Below are 17,878 nucleotides of genomic sequence, written 5' to 3'. Positions count from 1 at the left end.
AAATGAGAGGCATCCGCCGTGACGCACGCGTAGCGTGCGGCTCCATGACAGTGATCGTCCGCGAGCTGCGCCTCGGAGACCCGGCGGACGCCGAGGGTTTCGCCCGCATCCGTCACCTGGCGCTCCCCTTCATGCTCTTCACGCCCGAGTCCGTCGCCCATGACGTGGAGCACGCTCATCCGGACTCCCACTACCGGCTGTTGCTGGCCGAGGAGCACGGCGAACTGATCGGCACCGCGCAGGTGGGCATGGTGTACGACAGCCCCGAGCCGGGTCAGGGCTCCCTCACCGTGTATGTGCACCCGGAGCGGACCGGACGCGGCGCGGGCGCGCTGCTGGTGAGCACCGCAGAGGAACGGCTCGGCGCCCTGGGCGCGAAGAAGCTGCACACATGGGTGCTCGACAGGCCCGCGGACCGCGCCTTCGCCGAGAAGCGCGGCTACCGCGCCGGCCGCTCCGCGCACTTCCTCCGCTTCGACCTGGCGAACACCCCCCTGCCGCCGCTCCAGGAGACGCCCGCGGGCGTCGAACTGCGCACCGCCGCGGACTTCGCGGACGACCCGCGCCCGCTGTTCGAACTGGACGCGGAGACGCTGCTGGACGAACCGAGCGATCTCGACCGCGAGTTCACGGACTATGACGCATGGCTGAAGGAGACCTGGCACCACCCTCTCCTCAGTCATGAGCTGACGTCGGTGGCCGTGGTCGACGGCCGGCCCGCCGCGTTCAGTGCGGCCCGCACCGACGGCGGCACGCGCTACGGCACGGTGATGACAGGCACCGCCCGCGCCTTCCGTGGCCGCGGCCTGGCCAAGCTCGCCAAGAACCACTCCCTGCACCGCGCCCGCGCCGCCGGCTTCGCACAGGCCTTCACGGGCAACGACTCGGGGAACGGCCCGATGCTCGCGATCAACCGGTGGCTGGGCTACAAGATCTGCGCGACGGAGGTGACGTATGCCCGCGAACTCGTCTGACGAACGGCGCTCGTTGAGGGTCGTTCTCGTCAAGTACGGGCGTACGAAGATCAGTTACCCGGCCGAGCTGCTGCGGGACGACGGCAACCGGGTCACCGTGCGTGCCCCGTGGGCGGGCGACGACGCCCGCGACTTCGGCTTCGTGCGGTTCGAGCGGGGCGACGTCTTCACCGAGCACTACTGGCGCGACCGCTGGTACTCGGTGAAGGAGGTCCGCGACGCCGAGGGCGTGCTCAAGGGCTGGTACTGCGACATCACGCGCCCGGCGACGGTCTCCGGCGACGAGCTGATCGTCGAGGACCTCGACCTCGACCTGTGGCGCTCGGCCGACGGCAGGACCGTACTGCGCCTGGACGAGGACGAGTTCGCGGCCGGCGGTCTGGCGACCACCGACCCGGAGGCCGCCACCGCCGCCGAGCACGCCCTGGACGAGCTCGAACGCCTCGCTCGCGAGGGCGACTTCGAGTCCCTGCTGGACTAGGGGGTCGTTCGGATCGGCCCGGGTCCGCGACGCGCGCCACGGCCTGATCCGGCCTGGCTCCGACGACGGCCCCGGTACCCGCCGGGCGGGGCTCACCCCGGGGTCATACGGTGGCGACCACCGCGTACCGCTCGTCGTCGACCTCGCGGCCCCACAGTCGCGCGTCGCCCGACAGCGGCTCCACGGTCAGACCCGCCACCAGGGGCTCCACCAGGGTGGCCAGCCGCTCGGCGGGCAGGCCGACCGGACTCAGGGGCCCCCACCGGCCCTCGACGAGCACGAGCCGCCCTCCCGGGCGCAGCAGCCCGTGCCAGTGACGCAGGACGCGCCCGGGTTCCGGCAGCGCCCACAGCACGTGGCGGCAGATCAGCACGTCGAACCGCTCCTCACCGACGGGCGGTGCGGCCGCGTCACCGAGGAGGAACACCGCGTCACGACCGGCCAGTTTGGCGCGGGCGAGCTCGACCATGCGGGGCGAGGCGTCGACCCCGGTGACCCGGTGCCCGCGCTCGGACGCGAGCAGTGACAGGCTGCCGGTGCCGCAGCCGACGTCGAGGACGTCGGACGCGGGACGGGGCAGCCACTCAGCCATCCTGGCCGCCCACGCCTCGCGTACGACCGGGTCGCGCAGACCGTGGTCGGGCTCCTCGTCGAAGGTGACGGACTCCGCGTCCCAGTCGACGCCCGCTCCCGGATTCGTGTCAGTGTGATGCGTCATGGGCCCCAGGGTGACAGCCGCCACTGACAGTCGATTCGTGACTGGCGCCACAGACAGATCCCGGCCGATGAGTAACTCTCCCGGAAAGGGTCTACCTCCGTACGACCGCGGAAATCGGTAGGCACAAGGAGGCAGCGATGCGCCGTGTGACCGTGCAGAAGCCCCAGAGGAAGTCGGACTCCCGCCGCGTGCGGGAGGACATCGACGAGCGCCCCGCCGGGCGCCCCGAAGTCCGGAAGGACATCGCACGAACGTGGTGGCCGGACGGCTGATCCGGCGGCCCGACAACCCCCGGATCGTGACGGCCGACCGTGACAACGGGCCGGGCCGTCGCTCCGGACGTGCGCCGCGCCGGACACCGGGCCGCCGGTCCGTCCCGCCCGGTGACAGGAACTGCGGTCCGTCCGCGCGCGCAGTGACCCGCCCGACGCCCGGCCGTCGGTCCGTCCGCACTGCGGTGACCCGCCTCCGCCCGGACGCTCAGTCCAGCCGCTTGCGGTAGTGGACCCGGTCGTACGGGCCGTCCACGCGGCGCTCCACGACCTCGTACCCGTACTTCGGGTAGATCTTCCGGTTCTCCCACATCTTCGCGTTCGTCAGCAGCCGGATCTCGGGGAGCCGGAGCTCACGCGCGTGTGCCTCCACGAAGTGCAGGAGCCTGCGCCCCACGCCCGTGCCGTGGGCGTCGGGGCGGACGGCGATGATGTCGAGGTACAGGTGGTCCTCGCGCGCCTCGACCACGACGAGCCCCGTCAGCGGCTCCCCCGTGACGAACACATGGCCCGCGGCCACGTTCGCCGCGTGATCCGCCTCCATGGGCGCGGGAACCAGCCCGATGCGCGCGATGTACGGATGGAACGCCGTGTCGATCACGGCCTTCACGGCCGGCACGTCGGCGGCGACGGCCGGCCGGATCTCCTCTTCTGTCATGCCGCGAACGCTACCTACTTGATCACGGCGTCAGTACTCCCCCGGCGCCGCCGCCCGGCTCCCCCGTCGGCGCCGGCCGCGAGATCTCCGGCGCCGACCATGGGATCCCCGGTGCGGGGCGGTGCTCAACCCCTGGCGTGCTCGGCGTCCGGCGTCGCCGCCGCCTCGCGCTGAGCCGGGATGACCGGGAGCGTGCGCAGCGCCATGCCCGCCCGGTGTCCGTCGGCCGCCGCGCACAGCGCACGGGCGGCCTCGTCGAAGCGGACGACGGACGGCGGGTCGGAGGGGCCCAGCAGGTGCTGCTTGAGCTCGTTGCGAGCCTCGATGAAGGTGTCCTTCTGCGGCTCGCGCACGGTCTCCAGCAGAGCCGGTACACCGGCGGCGTCCGGAGTGAGGACGACCCCGGCCCGGACCGTCGGGAAGGTGTCGCGGAAGTCCTGCTCGGAGAGCCCGCTGGTGTTGGCGACGGCGTAGGGCTTCTCGCTCGCCAGATAGTCGGATATGACGCTGGAGACGTCGCTGACCAGCAGGTCGGCCCTGTTGAAGCAGGCGTAGACGTTCGGCCGCGCCCCGACGACGATCCGGTGCTCCCACGCCGGGAACGAGGCCCAGTACGCGGCTTCCCAGGCGGCGGTCGCGGCGGCCACGGCCGCGGCCCGGCCGGGTGCGGGCACCGTCTGCACGAGCATCCGTTCCGCGTCGTCCGCGCTCGCCCGGAACGAGGACGTGGTCAGGGCGTCGAGTTCGGCGGTCCGCCGGGCGAGTTCCGCCGCCGCGGAGGGCGCGGGCCGCTCGTCGGCGTGCTCCGCGGCCCGCATGTCGTTCGCGGCGCGGATCATCTCCTGGATCCGGGTGTTCGCGGCTCCCGCCCGGGGATCGACCGATCCGGTCAGCGGGTGCGGCTTGTACAGGAGACGGACGCGAGGATCGGCGAGGAGGGCGCGGACGATGTTCTCGCCGGCCTCGACGACCGAGGTGTTGCCCGGGTTGCCGTCCCAGCCCTCCCACGTGGGGGCGTAGAGGACGGTGGTGTACGGGCCCGCGGGCGCACCGGAGTACGGCTCGATGGCGTCCAACTGCGGACGCCCGATCTCCACGACGTCCCGGTCGTCGACGCCCACGTCCGCCAGGGCGTACCGTTCGCGTGCCGCGGGACCGGCCACCCACACCTCGTCGTAGGCCTTCGCGTACGGGTTGCAGCTGGACAGCTTGTCGCTCTCGCCGTGATTGACGAACGCGTGCTTGATGGTGGGGATCCGCAGCACCTGCGAGGTCTTCCCCGAGTTCGACGGGTGGATCAGCGTCTTCAGCGAGGAGTGCTCCAGCCTCATCAGGTCGGCGACCTTCGGCAGGCACACGATCGGGATGTCGGTGGACGCGATGTGCTTCACCATGAAGCGCTCACGCAGCACGATCAGCGGGCGGCCCTCCAGCCGGGCCAGCGGCTCCAGCCACATGTTCGCCTGGTAGGCCGAGCTCGTCCCGCCGGAGAAGTACATGCCCACGGTCGGGCGGTACTCGGCGAGCCACGCCTCGAACCACTCCAGCGCCTGCTCGCTCGTCACCGGCCTGCGTCCCCGGCTCAGCCGCACGGCCAGCATGCCGACGGCCACCGTCGCGCAGGCGACGGACAGGCCGATTCCCGCGGCGGCCCACCGGGCCGAGCCACCCGCCGCGGTGATCACGAGGCCGGCCGCCGAGGGCAGGCCGAGCAGGAGGAGCCGCTGCCCGGAGCGGCTCATCAGCAGCGCCGGCGGAGCGGCGCTCAGCCGCAGCGCCGAGGCGTCGATGTTCCGGGTCACCACGGGCAGGGTGCGGGTGCGGCGCACGAGAATCGCGAGCGCCTGGCAGGCGGAGTGCAGGGCGTAGAAGAGCAGCAGGCCGCAGACGAGAGCCAGGTACTTCTTCTCGTAGTCCTGATCCTCGATACGGATCAGGCCGGCCACCATCAGGAGGTCCCGGACCACTTGACGCACGAAGACGGTGGCGTGCAGCTTGCCGAGGGCGGCGGCCATGCTGCGCTGCCACCGGTGCAGGGCGATGTCCGCCGCGAGTCCGACGGCCGCGGAGGCCACGAGGAGGGGGACGGAGGGCAGGAAGGCGCCCACCGCCTGAACGGCGAACGACACCGCGAGCACTGTGGGCAGGAAGAAACGTGCCGCTGCGGTGCGCAACCGGGCGGGCAGGGGCGATGCTGACACTTGGGGGGCTCCAGGCAACTCAACATCCTCGCGCGCGCTCGCCGACCGGCACGATCGGACGACCCCGGCCGGAAGCAGCTGTGTGCGGATGTTCTCTCTTCAAAAAGGTGGTCGGACTTTATCCGCTCGATAGCGGGAATCTACCGGCGGGTGGGCTGAAATTTACCCAGCGGTGTCCGACGTCACCTCCAGCGCCGCCCCACCGGTCCTCCGCGGCCCGCCGTGCGCCCCTCAAGGCCGTCCCGCTGCCGTTGCACCCGGGAATGTTCGGCCTGTCGCCCCCGCCTCCACGGACGCGGTCGAAGCGGCGCGCTCCAACCGGCGGACGAGCTGCCGGAGGACGACGATCGACAGCACAGCGGGCGCAGACGTACAGACCGTCGCCAATGATGATCTGCCGCAGGGCATGGCGAGGTCGGCAGCGGATCTCAACCCTCGGGAAGCGGATGGACCACGGACGGTGCAGCGGGTCGGGCCCTGGTGGGCCGGGCTGCCGCACCCCCCTTCCTCAGCCCCCCGTTAGCCCCGCCTTAACGGCGCCATAAGGATCTCACCCACCCCCCTCCAGCAGGCGATTTTCCGGTTTCTTGGGGCTAGTTTGCTGATCACCCCCGCGGGATCCACCCCACACCGAGGACCGTTTCCGAGGAGTTCCCTCATGTCTGCTCGCCGCAAGGCCGTCGCCGTCGTCACCGTCGGCATCGCCCCGCTCACGCTCTCGGCACTGGCCGCCGCCCCCGCGTCCGCGCACGGCTCGATGGGCGACCCGGTCAGCCGGGTGTCCCAGTGCTACGCGGAGGGACCCGAGAGCCCGAGGTCGGACGCCTGCAAGGCGGCCGTCGCCGCGGGCGGGACTCAGGCGCTGTACGACTGGAACGGGATCCGGATCGGCGACGCGAACGGGCGGCACCAGCAGCTGATACCCGACGGCAAGCTGTGCAGCGCGAACAACGACGAGTTCAAGGGGCTCGACCTGGCCCGCGCCGACTGGCCGGCGACCTCCGTGAGCAGCGGCGCGTACACCTTCAAGTACCGCGTCACCGCGCCGCACAAGGGCACGTTCAAGGTGTACGTGACCAAGGCCGGCTACGACCCGTCGAAGCCGCTCGCCTGGGACGACCTGGATCTGGCGCGCCCGGTCGCGACGGCCACCGACCCGGTCGCCTCGGGCGGCTTCTACACCTTCTCCGGCACGCTCCCGGCGCGCTCCGGCAAGCAGCTGCTGTACGCGGTGTGGCAGCGCTCGGACAGCCCGGAGGCCTTCTACTCCTGCTCCGACGTCACCTTCGGCGGCAAGAGCGGCGGTGGCGACAGCGGCAGCGGCGACAGCAGCGGCTCGTCGGGCGGCACCGCTCCGGCACCGACCGCCTCGGCGCCCTCCGAGGAGCAGATCGAGGACGGCACCGACAAGTCGACGGTCGAGCACCACGGCCACGGCGACAACGACGCCCGTACGTCCGCGGAGCCGAAGGCGGCCACGGACGCGGCCGGCGCGGACGCCTCGGCCCAGCCCGCCGGGGCGGGCACGGACGGCTCGAACCGGCCGGAAGCGGCCGGTTCCTCCGGGAACCTCGCCGAGACGGGCGGCGACGCCGGCACGCCCTACATCGCGATCGGCGGAGCCGCCGCCCTGGCGCTCGGCGCCGCGGCCCTGTTCGCCTCGGTCCGGCGCCGCGCGGTCACGGGGGGCCGCCGCGGCCGCTAGGCACGGGGAATCCGGGGGCTGTCCGGCGGCTCAGGCCGGACAGCCCCCGGCGGCGTGCTCAGCTGAACGCGGAGGCGCAGGTGGTGGCCTTGGCGTGCGCCGGGTCGAGGGCGTTCGCCACCTCGTGGAAGGCGATGCGGTCGAAGAGACCGATCGCCACGTGCTCGGAGAGGTCGAGCCCGCACAGGTCCTGCAGCAGGACGTTGTCGACGTCGGGCCCGCTGAGGAACTGCGAGCGGTACGGCGTGGCCACCTCGTCGTACTTGGTGGCGATGACCGTGTAGTGGACGCCCGCGACGGTGTCGCCGCCGGCGTTGAGCTTGGTCAGGAAGGCGGAGCCGGCGATCTGGTCCGCCAGTCCGGGAGTGGTCGCCTTCAGCAGGTCCTCGGCGCCCGGGAAGTACGGCAGCAGGTTGGTGAGGCCGCTGAGGGTGGTGCCGTGGTTGTCCGGCGCGATGCCGACGAGGGCGTTCACCTTGGCGGCCCCGCCGAGGAACTTGAGGTAGTAGCGGGGCATCATGCCGCCCTGCGAGTGGCCGACGAGGTCGGCCTTGGCGGCGCCGGTCGCGGCGAGCACCTTGTCGACGAAGACCTGGAGCTGTCCTGCCGACTTGTCGATGGGGCCGAGGCCGTTGAAGAAGGGCACTCCGGGCAACTGCCCGTAGTCGAGGGAGAAGACGCAGTAGCCGCGGACCTCGAGGTAGGGGGCGAGGGCCAGCCAGTTGTCGACGGAGTTCCCGAAGGTTCCGTGGACGAGGACGACGGGGCGGGGGTGGGCGGCGGACGGCTTGCAGGAGTAGTCGTTCCAGCCGTGGCTGGGGGCGGATTCAGCCTGCGCGGTGGCGGCGGGGACGACGGCGACCGCGGCGGTCAGCAGCAGCGCGGCGAGGGGTCTGAGCACTCGTTTCCAGGGCAGCATCGGGTGATCTCCTTGCGGCTCAAGGGAGTTGCGACGGCGTACGCCCTGTGATCCGGATCACGAGGATGCTGTTCACTCGTCAAGTTACGGGCGAGTAGCTCCGGTGTGAAGTTACGCGCGAGTAAAAACTTCCAGCGGTAATTAAAGGTGGCGGCTACACCCGATGAACCGTCACCAGGCAGGCCTGATGGGACCATAGGGCGCGATGCGCGCCAAACGGTCGTGCAACGCGCGCATTTCACCCTCGCCCAGCAGGTCGCCCCACGCGCGCACGACGTCGGCGGCGGCCTCCTCCGCGGCGCGCGTACAGGCCCAGCCCCGTTCGGTCAGCACGATCAGGCGGGCGCGCGCGTCGTCGGGGTGCGGGTGCCGCTCGACGTACCCCTTGCGGACGAGCTCGTCGACCAGCTGACTGGCGGCCTGCTTGGTGACCCCGAGGTGAGCGGCGAGGTCGGTGACCGTCGCGCCGCCGGCGGAGAGCCGGGCGAAGGCGAAGCCGTAGGCGGGCCGCCCCTCGAACCCGCGCTCCACGACTCCGTCGTTGATGCGCTGCGTCAGCTCGCCCGCGGCGGCGAGGAGGGCGACGGCGAGGGCCATGGCTTCGGAGTTCTGCACGGGTGCATTGAAACACCCTTGACGGATTGGTCAAGCAGCTTGACCATAGGGCCCGTAGAGATGGTCAAGCAGCTTGACCGTCTTCCCGCGATCCAGGAGTCGCCCATGCCCGTCGTCCGTTCGTCCGAAGCCGTCGTCCACGAGATCCACGGCGCCCGATTCGTCTCGTACGCCACTCCCCGCAGCGGGAGCAAGGAGTTGTGCGCCTGGCGGGGAGAGATCCCCGCGGGGCTCAAGGCCCCGGAGCACACCGTCAGCCATGAGGAGATCTTCCATCTCCTCTCCGGCGAACTGCTGATCACGCTCGACGGCCGCACCGAGCGGGTGACCGCGGGCGACACCGTGATCATCAATCCGGGGACCACCCTCGGCGTCGAGAACCCGACCCGGGAGACCGCCGTCTCCTGGGTCACCACGTCGATCGGCCTCCGGGCGGAGCTGGCCGACGGCTCGGTCCTCACGCCTCCGTGGGCCAACTAGGGGATTTCGTTCGGATCGGCTCGGATCGGGCCGCGGCCTCCGGTGCGGTGCACCGCAAGGCGGAGGATCACCCGCGTACCGGGGTCGGACCTCGCGGTGGAGTTCCACGTCGACGGCCTGCTGGGCGCCAGGTTCAAGGAGATCGCCTGCACGACCATCCACAAGCATCTGGCCTACCCGGCGCACAGGCCCGGCGCGTACCGCCTGCACCGCGTGTCAGGAGGTGCCGCCAGGCGCCGACGGCTGCTGCGGGCCAAGCGTGCGCAGGCACCGGCCGCCGCCGACCGGGCGGCCTGACCGGTGCGTGCCGCGAGAGCCTTGCTCCGGGCCCGCGGTCTCGCGGGGCCGCAGCCCGGGCCGGCGGGCCGATGCGGTGACAGCACTGGCGGCCCCGGCCGGATCCCGGACGTCACGCGGCCAGCGTCCCCGGCCCGATCACGTGCGGCCCGAACCTCGCCCGCGCCCTGTCCGCGACCTCCTCGATACGGCGGACCTTCTCGTCCACCGGGTCGAAGGTGAGCTGAAAGGAGGCCTGTTCGGCGGGGCTGAGCCCCTCGGCGCGCAGGGCGATCCCCCGGACCCGGGCCCGCTGGAGGCCGAGCGCCTCGTACATGCGGTACGCCGTGTCGGTGAGCGCCGACGAATGGGCGGTCGGCTCCTTCAGGGTGCGGCTGCGCGTGGTCGTGGAGCGGTCGGCGTACCGGACGGTGAGGGTCAGCGTGCGGCAGACCTTCTCCAGGGCGCGCAGCCGGGCACCCAGGTCCTCGGCCGCACCCAGCAGCGCGCGGCGATGCCAGGAGGGGTCCAACTCGTCCCTTCGGAAAGGGTGTTCGCTGGCGAGGGAGCGTGAGGTGGCGTTCGGCACGACCCGGCCGCGGTCGATGCCGGACGCCTTCTCGCGCAGTTCGCGGCCGGCCCTGGCGCCGGTGAGGCGTTGCAGTGTGGACAGGGGTGCGGCGGCGACCTCGCCGATGGTGTCGAGGCCGTACTCGCGCAGGGTGCGGGCGGTGGCGCCGCCGACTCCCGGCAGCGCGGCGACGGGCCGCTCGGCGAGGAAGCCGGCGACGGCGTCCGGCTCCTCGGGCACCACGGGGGTCACGCCAGGCGCGGCGTCCCGCAGGGCCATCCGCGCGAGCATCGGGCCGGGTCCGGCGCCGATCACGCAGTCGATCCCGTGCAGGGCGAGCGCCCGCAACCGGATCAGCGAGGCCAGCTCCACGGCGCTGCGCCCGAAGTACCGCTCGGCGCCCCGCAGGTCCAGCAGCGCCCCGTCGGGTGGCAGCGCCTCGACGACGGGGGTGAAGTCCTCCAGGAGTCCGAGCAGTTGAGGCAGGGCCGCCTCGCACATCGGAGGCAGCTGGAAACGTACACAGAGGATGGTCATCCCGCACTCCCCGGACTCTGGTGCCACAACTTCTTTCCACCCGCGGGCCCTTCGCCCGCGGGACGCAGATCGGCCCAGGGGTGCATCTCGTACCCCGTGGACATGCGGATCGTGCGACCCTCCGCCGGACCGTCGCCGGACTTCCCCGGCCCCGCCGGCTCCTCCCGCTCCCCGGGCTCCGGCTTCCGCGCTGCGGGCTCGGCGAGATGCGCGGCGACCACGTCGAGGCCGCCCCGGGCGCGCAGTTCGACCAGTTCGGCGAGGTTCCAGGCCGCCGCGCCCACCACGCTGAGGCTGCGCGGGCCTCGGCGCTGCACCACTCCGCGCACCAGCAGCAGCCAGGAGTGGAAGACGGTGTGGGCGCAGGCGTCGTGCGAGTCGTCGAAGAAGGCGAGGTCGACCAGGCCGGTGCCGTCGTCCAGAGTGGTGAAGATGACCCGCTTGCCGGACCGGATCGGCGGGGTCTGGGTGGCCGCCTTGGACCCGGCCACCAGGACGGTCTCACCGTGCCGTGCCTCCCGCAGCCGGCGCGCCGTGGCCACGCCCAGTTCCTCGAGGAACCCGCGGTGGTCGTCCATGAGATTGCGGGAGGCGTCCATGGAGAGCACACCGAGCTCGGCGCTGAGCCGCTCCGCCGAGGAGAGGTCGGGCAGCCCGGCCGGTGCCGTCGTCCGCCCTCCGGCCGAGGGTGCCTCCCCCATGTCGAGGAGTGCGGGAGGGAGCTGATCCGCCCGCCCGCCCCGCGCGCCCCGGTGCAGTTCGGTCAGGTGCAGTTGCAGATCACGGCGGTTGGCGCCGAAGGCGTCCAGCGCGCCGACCTGGGCCAGCCGCTGGGCGAGCGGGCGGCTCGGCCGGGCCCGTTCCCAGAAGTCGAGCAGCGAGCCGTAGGGCTGCCCGTCGGCGATCCGCGCGGCCTCGGCCTCGCTGATGCCGTGCACGTCGGAGAGCGCCAGCCGGAGGCCCCAGCTCTCCGACCCCCGTGAATCGGACACCAGTTCGATACGATGGGCGACCGCTGACCGGTTCACGTCCAACGGCAGGATCGGCACCCCTCGCCGCCGCGCGTCCGCCAGCAGCAGCCGTTTCGGGTACATCCCGGGGTCATGGGTGAGCAACCCCGCGTAGAAGGCGGCCGGGTGATGGGCCTTCAGCCAGGCCGACTGGTACGTCGGCACGGCGAAGGCGACCGCGTGCGCCTTGCAGAAACCGTACGACCCGAAGGCCTCGACGATCTCCCAGGTGCGCGCGACGGTGTCGGCGTCGTACCCCTTCGCCGCCGCGTGCTGCGCGAACCAGAACCGGATCCGCCCCTGCGACTCGGGGTCGGAGAGCCCGCGCCGCACCCGGTCCGCCTCGTCGCGTCCGCAGCCGGTCATGATGTCGACGATGTCGATGATCTGCTCGTGGAAGACGACGACCCCGTACGTCTCCTTCAACGGCCGCTCCAGGTCGGGGTGCGGATAGCGGATCGGCGCCCGGCCGTGCCGCGCCTCGATGAACGGCCGCACCATGTCGGCGGCGACCGGCCCCGGCCGGAAGAGCGAGATGTCGACCACGAGGTCGTGGAAGGTCGCGGGCTGCAGCCGTCCGACCAGGTCGCGCTGGCCCGGGGACTCGATCTGGAAGCAGCCCAGCGTCTCGGTCGACTGGATCAGCCGGTACGTCGCCGGGTCGCCCGGCGGCACCGCGTCGAGGTCCGGCCGGTCGCCCGTCGCCCGCTCGACCTCGGCCACCGCGTGCGCCATCGCGGACTGCATCCGCACGCCCAGCACGTCGAGCTTGAGCAGCCCGAGGTCCTCCACGTCCTCCTTGTCGAACTGCGACATGGGCAGGCCCTCGCCGCTGGTCGGCACGACCGGCGTACGGGCGAGCAGGGAGGCGTCGGAGAGGAGCACGCCGCACGGGTGCATGGCGACGCCGCGCGGGAGGGCGTCGAGCGCCTCGACCAGCTCCCACAGCCTCCCGTACTTCTCCCCGTCCCGCCGGCTCTCCTGTGCCAGCTCCCGCAGTTCGGGCAGTTCCTCCATCGCCGCGCGGGCGTCGCGGGCACGGATGTGCGGGAAGGACTTGGCGATCCGGTCGATGTCCGCCGGGTCGAGAGAGAGGGCGGCGCCCACGTCGCGGACCGCGTGCCGGACCCGGTAGGTCTCGGGCATCGAGACCGTGGCGACCCGCTCGGTGCCGAACCGGGCGATGATCGCGCGGTAGACCTCCAGACGGCGCGCGGACTCGACGTCGATGTCGATGTCGGGCAGCACCGCGCGCCGCTTGGACAGGAAGCGTTCCATCAGCAGCCCGTGCTCGACGGGGTCGGCGTGCGCGATGCCGAGGAGGTGGTTGACGAGGGAGCCCGCGCCGGAGCCGCGCGCGGCGACCCTGATGCCCATGTCCCGTACGTCGTCCACGACCTGGGCGACCGTCAGGAAGTAGGAGGCGAAGTCGTGGTGGGCGATGATGTCCAGTTCCTGGTGCATCCGCTCCCAGTAGGCCCGGTCACGGTCGTAGCCGCGCAGCACCATGCCCGCCGCCGCGCGGGAGGCCAGGGCCCGCTGGGCGGTGCGATGGCCCGCGCCGACGAGGTGCGCTTCGGGGAAGTGGACGGTGCCGATGCCCAGGTCGTCCTCCGGGTCGACGAGACAGGCGGCGGCGGTGGCTCGGGTCTGTTCGAGCAGGTGGTGCGCGGTGTCGCGGCGGTAGCCCGCGGCCTCGACGATCCGTTCGGCCGCGCCCAGCATGGCGGCCTCGTCCTTGAGCCAGGCCTCGCCCGAGTCCAGCCCGCGGCGCGGGTCGACCGGGACGAGCAGCCGGGCGGCGTCCAGGACGTCGGCGACCGGGCCCATGCCGGGGTCGGCGTACCGGACGGCGTTGCTGAGCACCGGGCGCACCCGCTGTTCGGCGGCGAACCCGACCGTGCGGGCGGCCAGCCGCAGGGATCCCGGCCCGGTCCCCTCGCGGCCGTGCCACACCGCTTCCAGCCGCAGGGCGTCGCCGTAGACCTCCCGCCAGGGCGCGAGCAGCTTCGCGGCCCGGTCGGGGCGTCCGGCGGCCAGCGCGCGGCCGACGTCGGAGGCGGGGCCGAGGAGTACGGTCAGGCCTTCGGCGTGGTTGTCCGGCCAGGACAGCCGGGGCCGGTCGCCCGGGTCTCCCGCATGCGCGGCCGTAACGATTCTGCAGAGGTCGGCCCAGCCCGCCGCGCCGTCCCGGGCGAGGAAGGTCGCACGAGGTGCCGACTCGTCGACGAAGGCGCCGCCGCGGACCGGGGCGCGCCGCTTCCCGCCGCGCTCGGACTCCCCCACCGCGAGCTCGGTGCCGAACAGCGGACGGACACCCGCCCTGGCGCACGCCTTGGCGAACCGGACCGAGCCCGCGAGGGTGTCCCGGTCGGTGAGGGCGAGGGCGTCCATGCCCCGCTCGGCGGCACGCTCCGCCAGCCGCTCCGGGTGCGAGGCCCCGTACCGCAGGGAGAACCCGGACACGGTGTGCAGATGCGTGAATCCCGGCACACGCACCTCCCGCACCCGTGAGCCCGCACGAGCTCTCGAACATTCGTTCCCAATTGCCTCACCCCCACCATAGACCAATTTTCGAACTACTGTGCGACATCCGTCCGAGCCCTTCCCACCTGCGCAAACGCCGGCCGGCCCGGGCCGCGGGGGCCTCTCCGGTCCACACGGCGGAGTCCCGCCCCCGCAGCCTGCGCGGGGACGGGACTCTGCCGGGACGGTGAGCCGTCAGCCGATCTGGGCGCCGAAGGCCGAGAGCGCCTCGGTGACCGGCTGGAAGAAGGTCTCGCCACCCGAGGTGCAGTCGCCGCTGCCGCCGGAGGTGAGGCCGATCGCGGTGTCGCCGGAGAAGAGCGAGCCGCCGCTGTCACCGGGCTCGGCGCAGACATCGGTCTGGATGAGTCCGTTGACGACGTCGCCGTTGCCGTAGTTCACGGTGGCGTCCAGGCCGGTGACCGTGCCGTCGTGCACCTGGGTGGTGGAGCCGCTGCGGGTCACCTTCATGCCCACGGTGGCGTCGCCGGCCTTGGCGATGGCCTGCGTGGAGCCGTTGTAGAGGTCGACCTCGCTCGGGTGGTCGACGTTCCCGGTGTACTTGACCAGACCGAAGTCATTGTCCGGGAAGCTGGACTGCTCGTTCTTGCCGATCTCGGTGCCGCTGGAGTCCGACCAGGTCGAGATCGCCTCGGTGCAGTGCCCGGCGGTGATGAAGTACGGCTGCCCGTCCTTGACCACGTTGAAGCCGAGCGAGCAGCGTCCGCCGGAGCCGGTGATGGCGTCGCCGCCGGCGATGAAGGGCTTGAACTCTCCCTTGGTGCGCTGGAGTTCGGCCTTGGCACCGAGCCCCTTCACGACCTTGGAGAGCTTGGTCCACTCGGCCGCGGAGACCGTGCGGTCCGCGGTGACGACGACCTTGTTGGTCTCCGGGTCGGTCGCCCACGACGTACCGGGGATGGTCGCGTCGCTGCTGAGCGTCGCGCGGGCGCTCTTCAACTCGGCGAGGGAGTTCTCGACGACTCTGGCCTTGGCGCCGGCCTCCGTGACGGCCTCGGCCGCGGTCTCGTCGAGCACGTTGACGACGAGGTGCCGGGACTTCGCGTCGTAGTACGTTCCCGCCGCGTCGGCGCCGAGGTCCTTGCCGAGGGTCGAGGCGAGCTTTCCGGCCGCCGCGACCGAGAGGGTGTGCGGCGTGCTGGTCCTCGGCGTCTCGCTCGCGTTCGCAGTCTGGAAGGTGACTCCCGCGGCGACGAGCGCGGCGATGCCCGCACCCGTCATGACGGCACGCCGCCTGGGTATGCGTCGGTGCTTCAACTGACGTCCTCCTGTGGGGGGTCGGTCACGAAGGTCGTGGGGGACCTCCGAGACCGGAAGGCGTACACGCACGGGCCCGGCGCACGACAAAAAGTCGCGTCAAGCCGCGTCCGTGCCGGTTGTTCCCAGCCCACTATTCCCAGGCACACAGGGGGCACACAAGGTCGACTTCAGGACGCGCGTACGCCAACGGGCGTACGCCCCCTGCGTCTTGACTGCGCGTGGTAGTACCACGTGGGTTTCCGGTGCAAACACTGCGCGCAGGCGACCGTTGTGCGGACGGTGAGGACTAGTCCTGTCCTGTTTTCGACCCCTCGGGCTCTTCGCTCAAGGGAACGTCCGGGGACGGAAGTTGCTCCCGCACCGGCGGACCGGACTCCTGGAACTCGGCCGGTGAAGGTGCCGGGGCCGGGACCGAGGGGCGCAGCGCCTCGACGGACTGCTGCGCTCCGGCCGGCCGCGGTGCGTCCTGGAGCCCGGCCGACTGCCGTGCCTCGACCGGCTGTTGCGTCACGGCGGGCTGCTGCGCCCCGACCGTCTGCTGCGCCTTCTCCAGGAACCTGAGGAGCTCCACCGGGAACGGGAGCACGAGCGTCGAGTTCTTCTCGGCCGCGACGGCCACCACCGTCTGCAGCAACCGCAACTGGAGCGCCGCGGGCTGCTCGGACATCACCCCGGCCGCCTCCGCCAGCTTCCTGGACGCCTGCAGTTCCGCGTCCGCGTTGATGACCCGGGCGCGGCGCTCGCGGTCGGCCTCGGCCTGCCGGGCCATCGACCGCTTCATCGTCTCCGGCAGCGACACGTCCTTGATCTCCACGCGGTCGATCTGCACGCCCCATCCCATGGCCGGGCTGTCGATCATCAGCTCCAGGCCCTGGTTGAGCTTCTCGCGGTTGGACAGGAGGTCGTCCAGGTCGCTCTTGCCGATGATGGACCGCAGCGAGGTCTGCGCCATCTGCGAGACCGCGAACCGGTAGTCCTCGACCTGGATGACCGCGTCGGCCGCGTCGACCACCTTGAAGTAGACGACCGCGTCCACCCGCACGGTCACGTTGTCCCGTGTGATGCCCTCCTGCGCCGGCACGGGCATCGTCACGATCTGCATGTTGACCTTGCGGATCCGGTCCACGACCGGAACGATCATGGTGAAGCCCGGGCCGCGTACGCCCGAGCGCAGGCGGCCGAGCCGCAGCACCACGCCCCGTTCGTACTGTTTGACCACTCGGGCACCGGCCAGCGCATAGACCAGCCCCGCGGACGCGACGGCGACTCCCGCCGCCACCAGCTCCTCGACCATCACGGCCCCCCAGGGTCCGAAGTGGGCGCATCAGGCGCGTACAACGCGTACGGCATGTACTTCGAAGGTAACTCCGTCACCTGAACAAGAGCGAGCCCCCGCACACCGGTTGGGTGCGGGGGCTCGCCTGCTGTCGGCTGCTGGTCCGGCCGGGTGGTGACGTGGGGGGTTGCCGGTCCGGTCGGTGGTCCGACGGTCGGTGATCCGTCGGTCGGTGATCCGTCGGTCAGCCGACGCTCACGCCGTAGTAGTTCAGCGCCTCGACGACCGGCTGGAAGAAGGTCGTGCCGCCGGAGCTGCAGTTGCCGCTGCCGCCGGAGGTGAGGCCGTAGGCCGTGGAGCCTCCGTACAGCGGACCGCCGCTGTCGCCGCCCTCGGCGCAGACGGTGGTCTGGATCATCTGGTAGACCACGTCGCCGCCACCGTAGTTGACCGTGGCGTTCAGCGCGGTGACCCGGCCGCTGTGCGTACCGGTGGTCGAGCCACGGCGGTAGACGGTCGTGCCGACGCTGGGCGTCGCGGCGCTGGTGATGGTCTGGCTGCCGACCGCGCTCGGGTGCGCGATCGAGGAGTTGGTGTAGCGGACCAGCGCGAAGTCGTTGGTCGGGAAGCTGTAGCTGACGTTCGTGCCCAGCGTCGTGGTGTGGCCCGAGTTGGAGTACCAGGTGGAGGCGACCTCACCGCAGTGGCCGGCGGTCAGGAAGTAGTAGGTGCTCCCGCTGTGCACGTTGAAGCCGAGCGAACAGCGGTAGGAGCCGCCGTAGATGGCGTCGCCGCCGGTGATCAGCCTCTTGAACTTGCCCGGGGTGTGCTTGATGGTGATCGCGTCGGCGTTGCCGCCCGCATCCTTCTTGATCTTGGCGATCTCGGCCTTCGAGACCGTGCTGTCGACGGTGACGACCACCCGGTTCGTCTTGGCGTCGACCGCCCATGCGGTGCCCGCGACATCGGACTTGAGTACCGACTTGTTGACACTGCTCAGCTGAGTGGTGCTGAAGGTCTGGGCGTCGGATGCGTTCGCGTTGGGGACCGCGAACGCGGCCGCGGCCACGAGTCCGGTGGTCACGGCGATCAGCCGGGTCCGTCTCGCTATGCCGCTGCGGGGGGTGGTGCGCTTGATCCTCACGTTTCGTTCCTCCGAAGGGAAGTCGGGGGTCCTCGTCTCGTGGGGTTGAGGGCCCGTGAGGCGCAGCCGGGGGCCCGCTCATCCGGATTCCGGACAAGCCGTGCTCCTGACAAGCGCTGGGGGGAGTATTCGGCCGCACGGCCGACCGGCGCAAGGGCACCTTTCGGCCGTGCAGCGTTCAACTTGCGTACGTCCCCCTGCCGTCGGCTCCCGGTCCCGGCACGGGCGCAGCCC

The 17,878-nt window shown here is 71.7% G+C and carries 16 protein-coding genes; 6 read left to right on the top strand and 10 right to left on the bottom strand.

Annotated elements, in window-relative coordinates:
- Positions 1 to 44 precede the first annotated feature (44 nt).
- Both ACZ4IF_RS38375 and ACZ4IF_RS38370 read left to right on the top strand, forming a co-directional pair.
- Positions 45 to 974: a GNAT family N-acetyltransferase gene (locus tag ACZ4IF_RS38375; protein ID WP_467571824.1), complete on the top strand. Its 930-nt coding sequence runs from the start codon at positions 45 to 47 to the stop codon at positions 972 to 974.
- Complete coding sequence (locus ACZ4IF_RS38370; RefSeq protein ID WP_467571822.1) at positions 955 to 1,455, top strand: ribonuclease FAU-1 family protein; 501 nt, start codon at positions 955 to 957, stop codon at positions 1,453 to 1,455. Before ACZ4IF_RS38375 ends, ACZ4IF_RS38370 begins: the two co-directional genes overlap by 20 nt.
- Before the next feature lie 103 nt (positions 1,456 to 1,558).
- Here the strand turns inward: ACZ4IF_RS38370 and ACZ4IF_RS38365 are convergent, their stop codons facing one another.
- A complete protein-coding gene (locus ACZ4IF_RS38365) occupies positions 1,559 to 2,173 on the bottom strand; it encodes a class I SAM-dependent methyltransferase (RefSeq protein WP_467571820.1) in 615 nt (204 codons plus the stop codon).
- Between the two features lie 137 nt (positions 2,174 to 2,310).
- On the opposite strand from ACZ4IF_RS38365, the gene ACZ4IF_RS38360 reads away from it, so the two are divergent.
- On the top strand, positions 2,311 to 2,445 hold the full coding sequence (locus tag ACZ4IF_RS38360) for a hypothetical protein (protein ID WP_359492661.1): 135 nt from the start codon (positions 2,311 to 2,313) through the stop codon (positions 2,443 to 2,445).
- A 208-nt stretch (positions 2,446 to 2,653) separates the two neighbouring features.
- Here the strand turns inward: ACZ4IF_RS38360 and ACZ4IF_RS38355 are convergent, their stop codons facing one another.
- Positions 2,654 to 3,103 carry a GNAT family N-acetyltransferase gene (locus ACZ4IF_RS38355; protein ID WP_467571817.1) on the bottom strand — a complete coding sequence of 150 codons (450 nt, stop codon included), beginning with the start codon at positions 3,101 to 3,103 and terminating at the stop codon, positions 2,654 to 2,656.
- A gap of 125 nt (positions 3,104 to 3,228) precedes the next feature.
- Positions 3,229 to 5,304: a hypothetical protein gene (locus ACZ4IF_RS38350; protein WP_467571814.1), complete on the bottom strand. Its 2,076-nt coding sequence runs from the start codon at positions 5,302 to 5,304 to the stop codon at positions 3,229 to 3,231.
- A gap of 658 nt (positions 5,305 to 5,962) precedes the next feature.
- Between ACZ4IF_RS38350 and ACZ4IF_RS38345 the strand changes: the two genes are divergently transcribed.
- Positions 5,963 to 7,009, top strand: coding sequence for a lytic polysaccharide monooxygenase auxiliary activity family 9 protein (locus tag ACZ4IF_RS38345; RefSeq protein ID WP_467571811.1), 1,047 nt, complete (start codon positions 5,963 to 5,965; stop codon positions 7,007 to 7,009).
- Positions 7,010 to 7,067: 58 nt separating this feature from the next.
- Here ACZ4IF_RS38345 and ACZ4IF_RS38340 read toward each other — a convergent pair whose 3' ends face one another.
- Positions 7,068 to 7,928, bottom strand: a complete 861-nt coding sequence (locus ACZ4IF_RS38340; protein ID WP_359492671.1) for an esterase/lipase family protein — start codon at positions 7,926 to 7,928, stop codon at positions 7,068 to 7,070.
- A gap of 171 nt (positions 7,929 to 8,099) precedes the next feature.
- The gene (locus ACZ4IF_RS38335; protein ID WP_359492673.1) at positions 8,100 to 8,543 is read right to left on the bottom strand and encodes a MarR family winged helix-turn-helix transcriptional regulator; all 444 of its coding nucleotides are present in this window, start codon (positions 8,541 to 8,543) and stop codon (positions 8,100 to 8,102) included.
- Positions 8,544 to 8,648: 105 nt separating this feature from the next.
- Here ACZ4IF_RS38335 and ACZ4IF_RS38330 point away from each other — a divergent pair, with 105 nt between their 5' ends.
- Both ACZ4IF_RS38330 and ACZ4IF_RS38325 read left to right on the top strand, forming a co-directional pair.
- Positions 8,649 to 9,023: a cupin domain-containing protein gene (locus ACZ4IF_RS38330; protein ID WP_467571808.1), complete on the top strand. Its 375-nt coding sequence runs from the start codon at positions 8,649 to 8,651 to the stop codon at positions 9,021 to 9,023.
- Between the two features lie 96 nt (positions 9,024 to 9,119).
- Positions 9,120 to 9,320, top strand: a complete 201-nt coding sequence (locus tag ACZ4IF_RS38325) for a hypothetical protein (protein ID WP_467571806.1) — start codon at positions 9,120 to 9,122, stop codon at positions 9,318 to 9,320.
- Positions 9,321 to 9,432: 112 nt separating this feature from the next.
- On the opposite strand, the gene ACZ4IF_RS38320 is transcribed toward ACZ4IF_RS38325, so the two are convergent.
- From ACZ4IF_RS38320 to ACZ4IF_RS38300, 5 genes are all read right to left on the bottom strand, one after another.
- Positions 9,433 to 10,407: a DNA polymerase Y family protein gene (locus ACZ4IF_RS38320; RefSeq protein ID WP_467571804.1), complete on the bottom strand. Its 975-nt coding sequence runs from the start codon at positions 10,405 to 10,407 to the stop codon at positions 9,433 to 9,435.
- Positions 10,404 to 13,910 carry a DNA polymerase III subunit alpha gene (locus ACZ4IF_RS38315; protein ID WP_467571801.1) on the bottom strand — a complete coding sequence of 1,169 codons (3,507 nt, stop codon included), beginning with the start codon at positions 13,908 to 13,910 and terminating at the stop codon, positions 10,404 to 10,406. The genes ACZ4IF_RS38320 and ACZ4IF_RS38315 overlap by 4 nt, the downstream gene beginning before the upstream one ends.
- 228 nt (positions 13,911 to 14,138) lie before the next feature.
- A complete protein-coding gene (locus ACZ4IF_RS38310; RefSeq protein WP_467571797.1) occupies positions 14,139 to 15,221 on the bottom strand; it encodes a S1 family peptidase in 1,083 nt (360 codons plus the stop codon).
- 289 nt (positions 15,222 to 15,510) lie between these two features.
- Positions 15,511 to 16,518 (bottom strand): slipin family protein, encoded by a 1,008-nt coding sequence (locus ACZ4IF_RS38305; protein ID WP_467572001.1) that lies wholly within the window; start codon positions 16,516 to 16,518, stop codon positions 15,511 to 15,513.
- Between the two features lie 226 nt (positions 16,519 to 16,744).
- Positions 16,745 to 17,644 carry a S1 family peptidase gene (locus ACZ4IF_RS38300; protein WP_467571794.1) on the bottom strand — a complete coding sequence of 300 codons (900 nt, stop codon included), beginning with the start codon at positions 17,642 to 17,644 and terminating at the stop codon, positions 16,745 to 16,747.
- Between the last annotated feature and the right edge of the window lie 234 nt (positions 17,645 to 17,878).

The organism is Streptomyces sp. NPDC025784 (assembly GCF_055558435.1).
This window is presented reverse-complemented; position numbering and strand designations above follow the sequence as displayed.

What these genes read in the sequence shown, in the direction of transcription:
- ACZ4IF_RS38320 (WP_467571804.1), bottom strand. Translation starts at nt 10,407, where the DNA reads ATGACCATCCTCTGTGTACGTTTCCAGCTGCCTCCGATGTGCGAGGCG.
- ACZ4IF_RS38305 (WP_467572001.1), bottom strand. Translation starts at nt 16,518, where the DNA reads ATGGTCGAGGAGCTGGTGGCGGCGGGAGTCGCCGTCGCGTCCGCGGGG.
- ACZ4IF_RS38345 (WP_467571811.1), top strand. Translation starts at nt 5,963, where the DNA reads ATGTCTGCTCGCCGCAAGGCCGTCGCCGTCGTCACCGTCGGCATCGCC.
- ACZ4IF_RS38370 (WP_467571822.1), top strand. Translation starts at nt 955, where the DNA reads ATGCCCGCGAACTCGTCTGACGAACGGCGCTCGTTGAGGGTCGTTCTC.
- ACZ4IF_RS38340 (WP_359492671.1), bottom strand. Translation starts at nt 7,928, where the DNA reads ATGCTGCCCTGGAAACGAGTGCTCAGACCCCTCGCCGCGCTGCTGCTG.
- ACZ4IF_RS38365 (WP_467571820.1), bottom strand. Translation starts at nt 2,173, where the DNA reads ATGACGCATCACACTGACACGAATCCGGGAGCGGGCGTCGACTGGGAC.
- ACZ4IF_RS38355 (WP_467571817.1), bottom strand. Translation starts at nt 3,103, where the DNA reads ATGACAGAAGAGGAGATCCGGCCGGCCGTCGCCGCCGACGTGCCGGCC.
- ACZ4IF_RS38330 (WP_467571808.1), top strand. Translation starts at nt 8,649, where the DNA reads ATGCCCGTCGTCCGTTCGTCCGAAGCCGTCGTCCACGAGATCCACGGC.
- ACZ4IF_RS38375 (WP_467571824.1), top strand. Translation starts at nt 45, where the DNA reads ATGACAGTGATCGTCCGCGAGCTGCGCCTCGGAGACCCGGCGGACGCC.
- ACZ4IF_RS38360 (WP_359492661.1), top strand. Translation starts at nt 2,311, where the DNA reads ATGCGCCGTGTGACCGTGCAGAAGCCCCAGAGGAAGTCGGACTCCCGC.